A 14,103-nucleotide genomic window follows, 5' to 3' on the forward strand; every position below is an offset into this window, starting at 1 on the left:
TGCTGCAAAATAGACAATATGTGTAAAAGTAAAAGGAGTCTTTTGGGATTTAATTTAACACAATTTATTATTTTTAAAGCCTCCCCCAATTACAGAAATACTTTCTGTAATTGTAACAAAAGCAGTTGGTTCAATTTTTAAAACTATATTTCTGAGTTTTGGAGTTTGATATGGATTAATAGCACACATCATTTGTTTCTTTTGTTTACCAGAATATGCACCTTTTACCTCCGTAATAGTTACTCCTCTTCCAAATTCTTTCATTAGGGCAAGTGCGATTTCATCAGCTTTTTCTGTAATAATGATTACAGTTCTTTTATAATTGATACCCTCTATGATATAATTTACTACAGTACTGGAAATAAATATTGTAGCAATAGTTGCAACTACAATATCTATACCAAGAAAATAGCATGCAAAAATTAATATAAGAGCATTTGAACCCAAAGAGGAATTCCCCATGGGTATTGAGAAATATTTATATAGTATTCTTGATATTACATCTAGGCCTCCACCGGAACCATTATTTCTAAGCATTATACCGGCACCAACTCCAATAATTACACCTCCGGCTATAATACATGTAATTGGATTTTCAGAAGGAGTGGGGATATTTTCAGTTAATTTTAAAGCTATAGACATTGATATCATACCTAATGAGCTGAAAAAAACGAATTCTTTGTCTACTAGAAAAATACCTAAAATTAATATAGGAATATTTAAAACAAAAGTAACCAGGGCAATGTTTGTACCTAATAATATATTAGATAAAATTGCAATTGCAGTAATTCCGCCACCTAATAGATTAACTGGAACATAAAATAAATTTATTCCAAAGGCAATAATAACAGCTCCTAAAATAATTAGAAATATTTTTTTTGCTATCCTTAAGATATTTTTAAACATAATAATTTTCCTCTTATACTAAAATACTTTTAAATATATTATTTTCCTTATCTTTTATTATTATAATTATTATAATAAATTTATGTATTTCTAACAATCAAAATTAGAAAAAAGTAGTTTTTAATTTATAATAAGGAAATTTGTCATTAATTTAAATGTTGACATTTAAAAATTATCAAAATATAATTAAATCAAATAGTTTGATAATCAAAGTAAATTAATATAAGAATAATAGGGAGGAATAGATTGGGAGTTACAATAATAGGAACAGGAAAAGCATTACCTGAGTTATCTGTAAAAAATGAAAAATTAGCAGAACTGGTAGAAACAGATAATCAATGGATTATAGACAGAACAGGTATTGAATCAAGGCATATCTCTGTAAATGAAAAAGCTTTAGATCTAGCTGTTAGTGCAGCAAAAAAGGCTTTAGGAGAAATAGATTTAGATAGCATTGGACTTGTAATTGTTGCTACAGTTTCACCAGATGTATTAGTGCCGTCTATGGCAGCACTTGTTAAAAGGGAACTACATTTGTCAAATGCAGTTGCATTTGATTTAAATACTGCCTGCAGTGGGTTTATATATGGAACATGGACAGCAGAAGCGCTTATAAAAAATGGAATGTGTGGAAATAGTAATACGAATAAAATTAATCGTGCATTGGTAATAGGCGTTGAAAGGTTGAGCAGAATTGTTAATTGGGAAGATCGAGGCACATGTATTTTATTTGGAGATGGCGCAGGGAGTGCAGTTTTAGAATATTCTCAGGAGAAAACCGGAATTATAGGAAGCTATGTAAAAAATTATGATGACGTTACAGATTGCTTAACGTGTGGTATGCAATATATTAAAACGCCTTTTACAAATGAAATAGAGCATAGTGATATGTTTTTAAAAATGAATGGTCCACAGGTATTTAAATTTGCGGTAACAGCAATAGAAGAAGTTATGAATAAGGTTTTAACTGATACAGGAGTTTCAGCTGATGAAGTTAAATATTATGTTCCTCATCAGGCAAATATGAGAATAATAAAGACTGCCGCGCAGAGATTTAAGCAGCCCCTTGAAAAATTTCAGGTAAATATTCAAAATACAGGAAATGTATCTGCTGCTAGTATTCCTATGGCGTTAGCAGATTTAATGTCTAGTGGTAAGGTAAAAAGCGGAGATAAAATTATGATTGTTGGCTTTGGCGGCGGACTTAGTGCAGGAGCTATCCTTTTTGAAGCGTAATAAGAATATAAAAAGTGAAAATGACCTTAGTTGATAAAAGAATGGAGGAAGTAGTTATGATAAATATATGCGAGCTTCTGGGAATAAAATATCCAATTATTCAAGGCGCTATGGCATGGATAGCAGATAGTTCTTTAGCAGCAGCAGTAAGTAATGGCGGAGGATTGGGAATTATTGCAGCAGGAGCGGCAGAGCCAGAATGGGTTAGGGAAGAAATAAGAAAGACAAAGAAATTAACTAATAAACCTTTTGGAGTAAATATTATGCTGCTTAGTCCCCATGTGGACGCAGTAATGGATATACTTTGCGAGGAAAAAGTTGCTGTAGTGACAACCGGCGCAGGAAATCCAGGTAAATACATAGAAAAGCTTAAGCGAAGCGGAGTAAAAGTTATACCAGTAATTGCATCTGTTGCTCTTGCTATAAGAGTAGAAAGAGCAGGTGCGGATGCTGTTATAGCAGAAGGGTCAGAGGCTGGAGGCCATATTGGAGAATCTACTACTATGGCTTTAGTTCCTCAAGTTGCTGATGCAGTTAATATCCCCGTTATAGCAGCGGGAGGAATCGCAGACGGAAGGGGAATTGCAGCAGCGTACATGCTTGGAGCGAAGGGTGTTCAGGTAGGAACCAGGTTCTTGGTAGCTAAAGAATGTACAGTTGCACAAAGTTATAAAGATTTAATTATAAAAGCTAAAGATACTGATACAATAGCTACAGGAAGAAGTACAGGACATCCTGTTAGAGTTATTAAAAATAAGCTTGCTAGAGAGATTCTTAATTTAGAAAAGAAAAATGCTTGTTTTGAGCAAATTGAAATGCTCACAGTAGGAAAATTAAGGGCAGCAGTTAAAGACGGAGATGTTATTAGGGGTTCGGTTATGTCTGGACAAATAGCGGGACTAGTAAAAAAAGAACAGCCGTCTAAAGAAATAATAGAGGAAATGTTTAAGGAGGCAGAGGAGATTTATGAAAATAGGATTGATATTTGCAGGTCAGGGAGCTCAGCACACAGGAATGGGTAAAGACCTTTACGAAACATCAGAGGCAGCAAAGAAAGTAATTGATATAGCAGGAGAAGAAATAAAGGGTTGGTGTTTTGAAGGTACTAAAGAAATGCTTAGACAAACAAATATTACTCAGCCTTGTATTTATACTGTTACAATGGCGGCTTATGAAGCATTTCTCGAGGAAATATCAAAGTTGACTAATGAGCAGAAAGATTCTGTGGAAATAATGGGTATGGCTGGATTTAGTTTAGGCGAATATGCCGCTTTAACAGCCGGAGGTGCAATTGAAGATTATGAGATTGGTTTAAACGTTGTAAAGCAAAGAGGTAAATGGATGAACGAGGCCGGCCTCAATGAAAATGGTGAAGGAAAAGGTGGAATGATAGCTGCCTTTGGAGATAGAACTAAAATTTTGGAATGTGTTAAAACCGTAAGAGAAGATGGAATTTTAGAAGGCGTTAATTTTAATTCTCCAATTCAGACAGTAGTAGCAGGTGATAAAGAAGCTTTAGCCAGATTTAGAAAAAAGGCTAAGGAGCAGGGTGATATTAAAGCTGTACCTCTTAGTGTAAGTACAGCTTTTCATAGTCCAATGATGGAATCTGCGGTTAAAAAATTAAAACCACTTCTTTTAGAAAGCAATTTAAAGGAGCCTGTTTTTAAGCTATATTCTAATGTAACAGGAAAAGATCTAATGGAAGGAGCCGATAAACCTGCTGATAAGTGGATTGCGGATATTATGGCAAAACAGGCAATGAGTCCTGTTTATTGGCAGGAGATTGTTGAAAATATTATTGCAGACGGAGCACAAGTATTAGTAGAAATAGGACCGGGAAATACACTTTCAGGATTAGTAAAAAAAATAAATCATGATATGATTACTATGAATGTTTCCGATGAAGAAACTTTAAAGCTTACAATAAAAAGAATTATAGATTTGCTTAAAAAGGAAGAAGCAGGAGAAGAATTGATAGAAGAAGGTGAAAAATAGTGTTAAAGGGTAAAAGTGCAGTAATAACAGGCGGCGTACGTGGAATAGGTAAAGCTATTGCAGAAGAATTTTGTAAGAATGGTGCCAATGTAATGCTTTGCTACAGAAGCAATGATGAGGCAGCTGAAAATACAGCTAAGGAGCTTTTGCAGTATGGTACAAAAGTAGAATTAATGAAAGGCGATGTTTCAGATTTTAATCATGCAGAGGAAGTTGCAAAAGCAGCTAAAGAAGCTTTTGGTAAAATTGATATTTTAGTAAATAATGCTGGAATTACAAGAGATAACTTAATGATGAAAATGAGCTCGCAAGATTTTGATGATGTGGTAAAAGCTAATTTAAGCGGTAGTTTTTATTTTGTAAAAGCAATTTCAAAAATTATGATAAAGCAAAGAAGCGGACGTATAATTAACCTTTCATCTATTGTTGGTTTAAAAGGAAACCCAGGACAGGTAAATTATAGTGCTTCAAAAGCAGGTGTTATTGGACTTACTCTTTCAGCAGCAAAAGAGCTGGGAAGACGAGGTATTACAGTTAATGCCATTGCGCCTGGATTTATAGAAACAGATATGACAGGTATTTTAACAGACGAACAGAAAAAAAAGATGGCAGAAACAATAAGCTTAGGAAGAATCGGCAAACCGAAAGATATTGCCAATGCCGCAGTTTTTCTGGCATCAGACAATGCAAGCTATATTACGGGGCAAGTTCTGGGTATTGATGGTGGAATGAGTATATAAAGGAAGGATATATTTATATTATGGATAGAAGAGTAGTGATAACAGGTATGGGAGCCATTACACCTGTAGGCAATAATGTTAATGAGTTTTGGCTGGGTATTAAAGAAGGAAAAAACGGAATAGATTTAATAACTCATTTTGATACAGCAGATCAAAAAGCTATTATGGGAGGCGAAGTTAAAGACTTTGAGTATTCTGATAAAAAAGCAGGTAAAAGACTTGACCGCTCATCTCAGTTTGGATTAACTGCCGCTTCTGAAGCTGTATTAGACAGCGGTCTTGTTAGTGGAGAAAATATTGACCCACATCGCTTTGGAGTAATAGCGGGTACTGGGATTGGAGGAATCATGACTCTTGAAAAAGAGACTAGAAAAGCATATGACAGAGGAGTTTCTAGAGTTTCTGCATTATTAGTCCCTATGGTAATACCTAATATATTAGCAGGGAATCTAGCCATTAATTTTTCAGCAAAAGCTAGTTGTATCGGAATTGTAACTGCGTGTTCAGCGGGCACACATAGCATTGGTGAGGCATACAGAACAATAAAACACGGATATGCGGATGCTATGATTTCAGGTGGATCTGAAGCGGCTTTTGCTCCTGTTTGCTTCTCAGGGTTTGCAAATATGACAGCACTTTCCACAAGAAAAGATAAAAATAGATGCTCAACTCCATTTGATAAAGAAAGAGATGGATTTGTTATGGGTGAAGGATCAGGATTTGTTATTTTAGAAGAATTAGAACATGCTCTTGCAAGAAATGCTAAAATTTATGGAGAAATTGTAGGATACGGAACTACTTGTGATGCATATCATATTACTTCACCATCTCCTACAGGAGAGGGTGCAGCAGCAGCTATGCAGCAGGCTATTGACGAAGCTGGTATTAAACCAAATGAAGTGGACTATATTAATGCGCATGGAACAGGAACACCATATAATGATTTATTTGAAACTATAGCTATAAAAAGTGTTTTTGGTGAAGATGCTTATAATATACCTGTTAGCTCAACAAAGAGTATGACAGGACATCTTTTAGGTGCCGCAGGAGCAATAGAAGCAGTTATATGCGTAAAAGCTATAGAAAATGGTATTGTTCCTCCAACAATAAATTTAGAAGTTCCTGATGAAGAATTAGACTTAGATTATGTACCAGGTGTCGGCCGTGAAAAAGAGTTGAACTATGTTATGTCCAATTCATTAGGATTTGGTGGGCATAATGGAACAATTTTAATTAAGAAATATGTATAGGTGAAAAAATGTTATTAGATAGAGAGCAAATCAAAGAAATTCTTCCTCACAGAGATCCTTTTCTTCTTATAGATGGAATTTTAGAGATGGAAAAAGGCGAAAGGATTGTGGGAGTTAAAAATGTAAGTGCAGATGAGTACTACTTTCAAGGACATTTCCCGCAGGAACCGGTTATGCCGGGAGTTCTCATTGTGGAAGCATTAGCTCAAGTTGGAGCTGTTGCAATTTTATCCATGGAAGAGTATAAAGGTAAGATTGCATATTTTGGTGGAATTAAAGAAGCTAAATTTCGCCATAAAGTTGTACCGGGTGATACTTTAAGATTAGAAGTTACTCTTGGACGTATGCGTAGAAATATAGGAACAGGAGAAGCCATTGCATATGTGGGTGAAAATGTAGCCTGTAAATGTAGTATTATGTTTGCTATTGAAAAATAAGCAAAGGAGAACGGCATGAATGCAACAAAAAAATTGAATGAAATACTGGTTAGCCTGTTTAACAGTGTATTAAAAATGGAAGAGAAAGCAGTAAAAGATTCTTCAAAGCATAATCTTTCAATTACAGAAGTGCATACCTTGAGTGCAATTGGTGCAGGAAAAGCCAAAACTATGACACAAGTATCTGCTAGTTTGAAAATAAGTATAAGTACTCTTACAGTAGCTATCAACAGGCTTGTCAAAAAAGGGTATGTTAATCGGTTTCGTGTACCGGAAGATAGACGAATGGTAAAAATAGAATTGACAGAAGAAGGAATAGATGCAGTTCATGAACATGAAGCCTTTCATCTAAAGATGGTAGATGAAGCTATTTCGGAATTAAATGAAACGGAGAAAGAGTTATTGATTCAATCATTAGATAATATAAATGAGTTTTTTAAAATGCAAAAAGTAAAACCAATAAAAAGTGATAAACCTTTAAAATTAAAACCTATGAAGTTAGGAGAATCAGAAATTCCTGTTCCAATTTGGCAAGGAGGCATGGGAATTGGTGTCTCCTTATCAAAGCTGTCAGCAGCTGTAGCTAAATGCGGCGGTGTTGGGATTATTTCAATATCTCAGCCTGGATTTTTAGAACCTGATTTTTACACAAATCCTGTGGAAGCAAATATAAGAGCTTTACAAAGGTACATCAGAGAAGCATTAAGAGAAGTTAAAGATGTGGTTAATAAAGGTCTTATCGGAGTTAATATAATGTGTGCAGGCAGACATTATAATGAATATGTAAAAGCAGCACTTGAAGCGGGTGCACAAGTGATTGTTTCCGGTGCAGGACTTCCTACATCTTTGCCAGGACTATGCAAAAATAGTAAAGCTAAACTTGTTCCAATTGTATCTTCTGCAAGGGCAGCTGCTTTAATAATAAAAACATGGGCAAAAAAATATAACAGAGTACCCGATGCTATTGTATTTGAAGGTCCTGAGGCAGGCGGTCATCTGGGTTTTAAAGAAGAACAGCTGGAAATGGCACAGGGTGATTTTTACAAAACTATTTTAGAAATAAAGGCTGAAATTAAAGATTTGCAAAATTGTCCTCTTATCGTGGGCGGAGGAATTTTTACAAAAGAAGATGTGCAAAAGGCATTAGCTTATGGGGCAGATGGAGTACAAATCGGAACTCGCTTTGTTACTACTGAAGAATGTGATGTTCATCCAAACTTTAAAAATGCATATATAGATTGTAAAAAGGAAGATATAGTTATTATTAAAAGTCCCGTTGGAATGCCGGGAAGAGCCATACACAATGCATTTGTAAAGAGAACAGAAAAAGGCAATATACCGGTAGAAAAATGTAATTCATGTATTATTTCATGTAAATCAGAAGAAGCCCCATACTGTATTACTCAGGCACTTCTCAATGCCGCTCATGGAGATGTGGAAAATGGCTTGGTATTTTGCGGAAGCAAAGCATATAAGGCCAATAAAATTGAAAAAGTATGTGATATTTTTAAAGAACTTACTTCATAAGAAGAAAAAGGTTAAAAAAGGCTGTATTAAAACAGATAAAGTAGATTTTGTTTTAATACAGCTTTTTTGATATAATGATAAACATAAAACTATATAATAATTTTATTTATAATAAATAATAAAATCAATGTTCTTATTGAATTTTAAAATAATTTAGTAAAATTTAGTTTTAATATGATAATATGAGATGAATATTATCTTGTCGTGAGGAGATTATGGGTTATGAAAAGAGGGATTATTAAATGGATATTACTCTCTATTGTAAGTATATGGATTGTTATTTCTGTGTTTTTTTATTTTCAACACAGAATTCAAGTAGATATGTATCCTATTGGTAAATATATAGAATTTGATGATTTTAGCATACTAATAAAGAATGTAGAAAAATATAATTATGAAAATAATAAGCCTAATTATAAATCTTCGCGTGCTATAATGAAACTTAATTTACCGTGGAATATAACAGAAACAATATTAAAAACAAAGTATTTTTATAATCGCCCTTATAGTAGTAATAAGGGATATCAATATAGTGTTAATTGTGAAATTATATATAATCCCAATTCTGTTTCACAAGAGAAAGTAGTAGAAATTGTTAATGAAAAGATAAACTTAGAAGTTTGTAATAAATCGCTACAGTCTTTTGATATACATGGTGAAAACGGCATGCAATACACCAATAAAAGCAATATTATTCACTATGAAAAAATTGGTGATTGGAAGAACGATAGCACAAATTTAAAAATCAGTGATCTTGAAAATGACCATCAGTATATAATTCCATTAGAGAAAGCATCTACTGGAAAGTATGATTATTTTAACAGAAAAAAAGAAGACAAATCACATATGGCTGACAATATAATTGATAGATTTTTACGAAGTTATAAAGATGATGATATTAAAAGTGCAGAAACATATATAAATAATAAATATGTTGATGATTTTCCGTGGGATAGAATAAAGCAATATGAGTATGAAACTATTCTTAATGCCCATTATGAATTATCATATATAGGAGAATATAAAGAGGAAAAAGATGTATTTCTTATGAAAGTATCTTTTGATGAAAATGATAATTCAATGAAAAAAATTAACTTTTATTTGGTTTACAAAGATTTTAATTGGCAGATTATTGATATAGTATAGAGTCATAAATATGTAATTGCTTATATTTTTTCATACATTTTATTGTGGATTATGAAATTTTAATCCTTTAAATAAATGTTACTTTAAAATCTATTTTGAGCAAAATAAACAATATGATTATTTTATTGAAAAATAGTATAGATTAAACGTTACAAGAAGTAATGAAAACGGATACCAAAAATTATAACTTGTATATATGATATTTTTGAATTTAGATGTAAATAGTTTTTTCTCCAAGTATGATGCAAAAATACTGTAACATAAAGAAATCGTAAATAAGATTATAATTGCATATATTTTAGTTTTTAACAAAGTTATATTATATATGTAATCATATATAATAAATTTAATTAAAATAACTGTTATTATAACATATATAAAACTTAAAATCACTCTAAATATTATTTTAAAATTATTTTGTGCTATGTCAGATTCTTTTTTTGTATTCTCTTTTTCACTTGTATTAGTAGATAGGGTATTTTTTCCTGAAAGATGAATTCCTAATTTACTTCCAATAAAAAATATAGAAGCTCCATAGAAAAGCTTTGTTAAACTATGAAATATCAAACAAGCTATTAAAGTAGATAAAAATACAATTGTAGTAACATAAAATGAATGAAGTGATGATTTATATCCTTTCATATAGTCTAATATTTCGCAGATGCAATAAAGACTTCCTATAGAAAAAATAATAAAAAGTGTATTTAATTCCATAAAAAATGAGAATAATGAAATACCAAGAAGTAATTCTTTAAAAATAAACAATATAATAACTGGGGCACTATTTTTTTTAGTCATATTATCTTTTGCTTCTGCCATTTTTTCAATCATATTTCCTTTCCTTTTATAATTATCTATGAGGTTTTTAAGCCTCATAGAAGATTGTTAATTATATGAACATAGAATAATAAGTAGTTGTTAAATTAAGTTTCTTACCAGCAGGAGTATAGTATTCAACTTTATGCATATATCTTACTTCATAATCTCCAGGAATTCTATATAATGTTTCTTTAACATCACTTTCCATTGCGTAAGGGCTTGCCGCTTCCTTTATTTTGCTTGCCGCTTGAGATATGGCAAAAAGTGCAAGGGTAATTGTAGTTGTACGAGCATCTTTAAGCTTCAATTTAGATGAAAGCTTACCTGCTATTAAAGATGTAGTTAAATCTTTAAAGGGGTGCCGAAGTGTACAAATTTAAATTTAAGAGCTTTTTTTAATAGTATATATTATCTTTTTAGTTTTTGGATTTTTAGATATAACATTAAAATTATACAAATCACAATATACGGAATTAATAGATATAATATGTCGGTCCAAAAGGTTATAGGTCTTCTTATAATAGGGAAAGAAAAGAAACCTAAATAAATTATAGGAATAGGCATTATCAACCAAATACTGGCAGTGTAAAAATATTCTTTTATATGTATTTGCTTTTCTTCCAATTTATCTTTATCATAAAATATTTCAAATAATATAATCGATAATATTTGAAATAAAAAACATATGCCGACTTTTAGTATAACTTCATTGAATACTAAATTAACACTTTCATAATGTGTATATTCAAAAAGTATAAAAAGAAACGCTAGGATCAAGGCTATGATCTCAATTGAAATAGAAATTTTAGATATAAATTTAATCTGTTTAAGTAAATTTTTTTGTTTAATTATGTTCTGAGAATTATTTTCAATGTCATTAATTTCATCATTTAATAAATAGTCTATGGAAACTCCAAATAATTTACTTAATTGAACAACATTATAAGTATCAGGCATTGATTCACCTAATTCCCATTTGGAAATAGCTTGCCTCGAAACGGAAAGCTTTAAAGCTAATTTTTCTTGTGATATATTTTTAGATTTTCTAAGTTGTAGCAGTTTTTCACCTAATGTCATAGTTTAAGTTCCTTTCATTAAATTATTTTTAATACTATAATTTTAGCAATAAATCCTAATTTATTCTACCAAATGTAAGTTGAATATATGCAACTTATAGTTGCAGTTAAAAAGTCATGTATTCATATTTAGATTTTTAAGGAATTAAAATACATATACTTTTTAAAATATTTTAAAAAATATCTTCTATCTTTCAAGGATCATTGCAATGGCAATTTATGCACGAATATGGCAACCTGTGCATTTCGTATTGCAAAATTATATGATTTATGTAAATATAAGTATGGAAGCTTTCATTTAAAAATTAAAAAAAGATTTTATTAAAAGGAGAAAGGGAAAAATGGGAAAAATAAAGAAGTTTAATTTATATTTCATTATGTTCCTTATGCTTTTTTCATTCATCTTTGTTATTTTTTTTCAATAGATGAAAGCTTATTAAATAAAGATATTTCAAAAAGAAACGAAATCCCATCTAAAATATTAATAGAAAAAAATATAAAATCAACAAAATTATTATTATTTACAGATGAGAAAAATAATATAGGCATAGGGGATTATATAAAAATTCCACTTATAAATAGATATTTTTGTAAAGAGTTTTACTTATTGGATAATACATATGAAGATAAGGAGATTAATGCTGTTTTTACAGGTGCATGGGAAAGTTATTGCATAAAAGCCACATTTAATTTTATAAAAATTGAAGATGTTAATAAATTGGATGGGGTTTATTGGATTTATATAAGTATATTGTATATAGTTTTTTTAATTGATCTTATTGTTATCGTAAGAATAAAAAATAAATCTTAGAATTTTCTAAGATTTATTTTTTATTAATTAAGTTATATTAGTAAAAAGAACTTTTATTAATAGATCATAGAGATATTTTTTTATTAAAAGCAAATTTATTATTTCACACAACAAAATCCCTTACTTGTCCAACGACGATATAGGCAGTTTGCGCAAGAATTCTCTTGTTCTGTTAAACGTTCTTCATGATCATTATCTAAAATAAAATCAGGACATTCTTGTTTCCAAATACCTTCAATAAGAGAATTATCAGGGTTAAATAAGTCGGATTTTTGACATATGCGATTTTGTGAATCTGCTAGAATAGTTTTTTCCCCGTTCCAAAGTACTGCTTTTGCAAATTTGTCTATATTAATAATCGTACTCATTGATATTGGGCTGCCATCTAAATTCAGAACCTGAGAAACACCTGTCTCATCACAAAAGTCTTTAGCTGATATAACTTTTTCCCCGTTTTTCATTTTTAATTTACCACGAAATGTTCCGTCCCAACCGCTTAAACGCAGTCCTATGCCAGCTAACGCACCAATAATCCCTGCACCTGTATTGCCGTGTTCTGTTAAGGAGATACCTCCTAATTTATTTGCTAGGTTATAAGCTTCTTCTTTTTTTATTACTTCTTTTTTTGCACGGCAACCAAAAGCAATAAGCTCTTCGGGAGAAGTGACTTTTTCAGGAATACAAATACAAAGACCAGGGCAAGCGCTGGGAACAATATTATCTAGCAAAACTTTTTCGGCAGTATTACAAACTTGTTCATAGAGTTCTTTATCTATGTCAGCAGGGAAACACATCGAACTATTATGTGAAGTATAAGCGATATCCTCATGAAGTAATAATTGATGTCTTGTGATACCCAGTTCTGTAATGCCACCTAGTTTTTTTATTTCTTTTTCAATTAATTCAGCTATAGTTCCTGTACTTGTTGTTTTAGTTAAATCATCCGTGTCATCAACACATATTAAGATTCTCATATATTTAGCTCCTTATATTTATTAATTACCAAGTTATTTTTAATTTTAATTTAAATTACTTAAATTATTTTCCTGCATTTTGTCCACTTGTTCGTATCCCTTCTCCTAAAAGAATCATGTTATAGGTTTCTTCATCTAAAGTAAGATTTAAATAGTTTTTATAGAAAGAAAATACTTCATCATGAAGGTTAATATCCTTATAATATTCAGGGTATAGTGTTGTGCCAGCCCAAAGCATTGCTAAAAATGTTTCTAAACTACCTTGCTGACCCCAACGAGTGGCACCCACAGGAATATTATAGACTTTATTTTCATAAACAGCACGTAGACCAGTCCATTTTGAATCAGATAAAAGATACTTCATAGTTAATGCATCATTACAAATAATAACATCGGGATCCCAATTAAAGATTTGCTCCATACCGCAATAGTAATTTTCATCTTCTGATTTTAAATTTTCACCTACTGATACATTTATAAATCCAACATTTCTTGTCCAGTCAGCGCCTAAAGAATCTTCACCATCTGTACGAACTGCTTCATTGATAGAATGATAAACTCTAAGCTTTTCTTTCTGTGGAATTAATTTTGCACGCTCAGCAGTTAATTTAATTATATCTTCATAATACTTATTGATATCAACGGCTTTTTTTTCTGATTCACCGCCAATAATTTTACCGATCATATCTAATGCAAATATTTGTTCTTCCATAGTTGTATAATTTACAACTAAATATGGGATTTTTAGCTTGTTTAATTTATTTATTTCTCCTTCATCTAGATAAAGTGCATTTTTCAATAAGATTACATCGGGGTCAAGAGATAAAATTGATTCTGCACTAATTGTTCCTCCAGACATGGGTACAGAAATAGTTGTAAGCTCAGGATATATTTTTACTAATAATTTGTCCCTTTGTACACCATTTGGCGTAGCTACCATTTTTTCGCCAGCACCTAAAATTACCATTGCTTCTCCTGCAAAAGAATCTAGAGCCGCTACTCTATTGATTTTTTCAGGAATTACTACTTCTCTTCCTATACAATCAGTTATTGTTTTTCCGGATAAATTAGATTCTTTATTCGTTTCATTAAGGTTACAACCTGTACAGCTTATAAGTAAAGAAATAATAAGAATTATAATAAAATAATTGCGTACTTGTGATAACTTATATAATTTCATAGA

Annotated in this window: 15 protein-coding genes; 9 read left to right on the plus strand and 6 right to left on the minus strand. The window is 31.3% G+C overall.

The features are described 5' to 3' along the window. Window positions 1-54: 54 nt before the first annotated feature. On the minus strand, window positions 55-906 hold the full coding sequence (locus tag K292_RS0114135) for a YitT family protein (RefSeq protein ID WP_027400383.1): 852 nt from the start codon (window positions 904-906) through the stop codon (window positions 55-57). Window positions 907-1,152: 246 nt separating this feature from the next. Between K292_RS0114135 and K292_RS0114140 the strand changes: the two genes are divergently transcribed. The 8 genes from K292_RS0114140 to K292_RS0114175 all read left to right on the plus strand — a co-directional run bounded on the left by K292_RS0114140 (window position 1,153) and on the right by K292_RS0114175 (window position 9,240). Further along, window positions 1,153-2,142: a 3-oxoacyl-ACP synthase III family protein gene (locus K292_RS0114140; RefSeq protein WP_027400384.1), complete on the plus strand. Its 990-nt coding sequence runs from the start codon at window positions 1,153-1,155 to the stop codon at window positions 2,140-2,142. Window positions 2,143-2,198: 56 nt separating this feature from the next. Next, window positions 2,199-3,164 carry an enoyl-[acyl-carrier-protein] reductase FabK gene (gene fabK, locus K292_RS17335; protein WP_051280797.1) on the plus strand — a complete coding sequence of 322 codons (966 nt, stop codon included), beginning with the start codon at window positions 2,199-2,201 and terminating at the stop codon, window positions 3,162-3,164. Beyond that, window positions 3,109-4,140 (plus strand): ACP S-malonyltransferase, encoded by a 1,032-nt coding sequence (locus K292_RS17340; protein ID WP_051280799.1) that lies wholly within the window; start codon window positions 3,109-3,111, stop codon window positions 4,138-4,140. Before fabK ends, K292_RS17340 begins: the two co-directional genes overlap by 56 nt. Beyond that, entirely contained in the window at window positions 4,137-4,880 is a 744-nt protein-coding gene (fabG, locus tag K292_RS0114155; RefSeq protein WP_456318589.1) for a 3-oxoacyl-[acyl-carrier-protein] reductase, read from the plus strand. Before K292_RS17340 ends, fabG begins: the two co-directional genes overlap by 4 nt. A 20-nt stretch (window positions 4,881-4,900) precedes the next feature. Next, a complete protein-coding gene (gene fabF / locus K292_RS0114160) occupies window positions 4,901-6,130 on the plus strand; it encodes a beta-ketoacyl-ACP synthase II (protein ID WP_027400386.1) in 1,230 nt (409 codons plus the stop codon). 8 nt (window positions 6,131-6,138) lie between these two features. Beyond that, window positions 6,139-6,567, plus strand: a complete 429-nt coding sequence (fabZ, locus tag K292_RS0114165) for a 3-hydroxyacyl-ACP dehydratase FabZ (RefSeq protein WP_027400387.1) — start codon at window positions 6,139-6,141, stop codon at window positions 6,565-6,567. Between the two features lie 15 nt (window positions 6,568-6,582). Next, the gene (locus K292_RS0114170) at window positions 6,583-8,094 is read left to right on the plus strand and encodes a nitronate monooxygenase (RefSeq protein ID WP_084146028.1); all 1,512 of its coding nucleotides are present in this window, start codon (window positions 6,583-6,585) and stop codon (window positions 8,092-8,094) included. A gap of 222 nt (window positions 8,095-8,316) precedes the next feature. Beyond that, complete coding sequence (locus K292_RS0114175) at window positions 8,317-9,240, plus strand: hypothetical protein (RefSeq protein WP_027400389.1); 924 nt, start codon at window positions 8,317-8,319, stop codon at window positions 9,238-9,240. Window positions 9,241-9,357: 117 nt separating this feature from the next. On the opposite strand, the gene K292_RS0114180 is transcribed toward K292_RS0114175, so the two are convergent. The 3 genes from K292_RS0114180 to K292_RS18405 all read right to left on the minus strand — a co-directional run bounded on the left by K292_RS0114180 (window position 9,358) and on the right by K292_RS18405 (window position 11,136). Then, window positions 9,358-10,071 carry a hypothetical protein gene (locus tag K292_RS0114180; protein ID WP_027400390.1) on the minus strand — a complete coding sequence of 238 codons (714 nt, stop codon included), beginning with the start codon at window positions 10,069-10,071 and terminating at the stop codon, window positions 9,358-9,360. Between the two features lie 58 nt (window positions 10,072-10,129). Then, entirely contained in the window at window positions 10,130-10,366 is a 237-nt protein-coding gene (locus tag K292_RS0114185; protein WP_027400391.1) for a hypothetical protein, read from the minus strand. A gap of 101 nt (window positions 10,367-10,467) precedes the next feature. Next, the gene (locus tag K292_RS18405) at window positions 10,468-11,136 is read right to left on the minus strand and encodes a helix-turn-helix domain-containing protein (RefSeq protein WP_084146029.1); all 669 of its coding nucleotides are present in this window, start codon (window positions 11,134-11,136) and stop codon (window positions 10,468-10,470) included. 606 nt (window positions 11,137-11,742) lie between these two features. Between K292_RS18405 and K292_RS0114195 the strand changes: the two genes are divergently transcribed. Next, window positions 11,743-11,946, plus strand: coding sequence for a hypothetical protein (locus K292_RS0114195; protein WP_027400392.1), 204 nt, complete (start codon window positions 11,743-11,745; stop codon window positions 11,944-11,946). A gap of 98 nt (window positions 11,947-12,044) precedes the next feature. Here the strand turns inward: K292_RS0114195 and K292_RS17350 are convergent, their stop codons facing one another. Together K292_RS17350 and K292_RS0114205 are read right to left on the minus strand one after the other, a co-directional pair. Then, the gene (locus K292_RS17350) at window positions 12,045-12,920 is read right to left on the minus strand and encodes a hypothetical protein (RefSeq protein WP_051280801.1); all 876 of its coding nucleotides are present in this window, start codon (window positions 12,918-12,920) and stop codon (window positions 12,045-12,047) included. A gap of 64 nt (window positions 12,921-12,984) precedes the next feature. Beyond that, complete coding sequence (locus K292_RS0114205) at window positions 12,985-14,100, minus strand: ABC transporter substrate-binding protein (protein ID WP_027400393.1); 1,116 nt, start codon at window positions 14,098-14,100, stop codon at window positions 12,985-12,987. Between the last annotated feature and the right edge of the window lie 3 nt (window positions 14,101-14,103).

It is taken from the genome of Anaerovorax odorimutans DSM 5092, from assembly GCF_000426305.1.
Lineage (GTDB): Bacteria > Bacillota > Clostridia > Peptostreptococcales > Anaerovoracaceae > Anaerovorax > Anaerovorax odorimutans.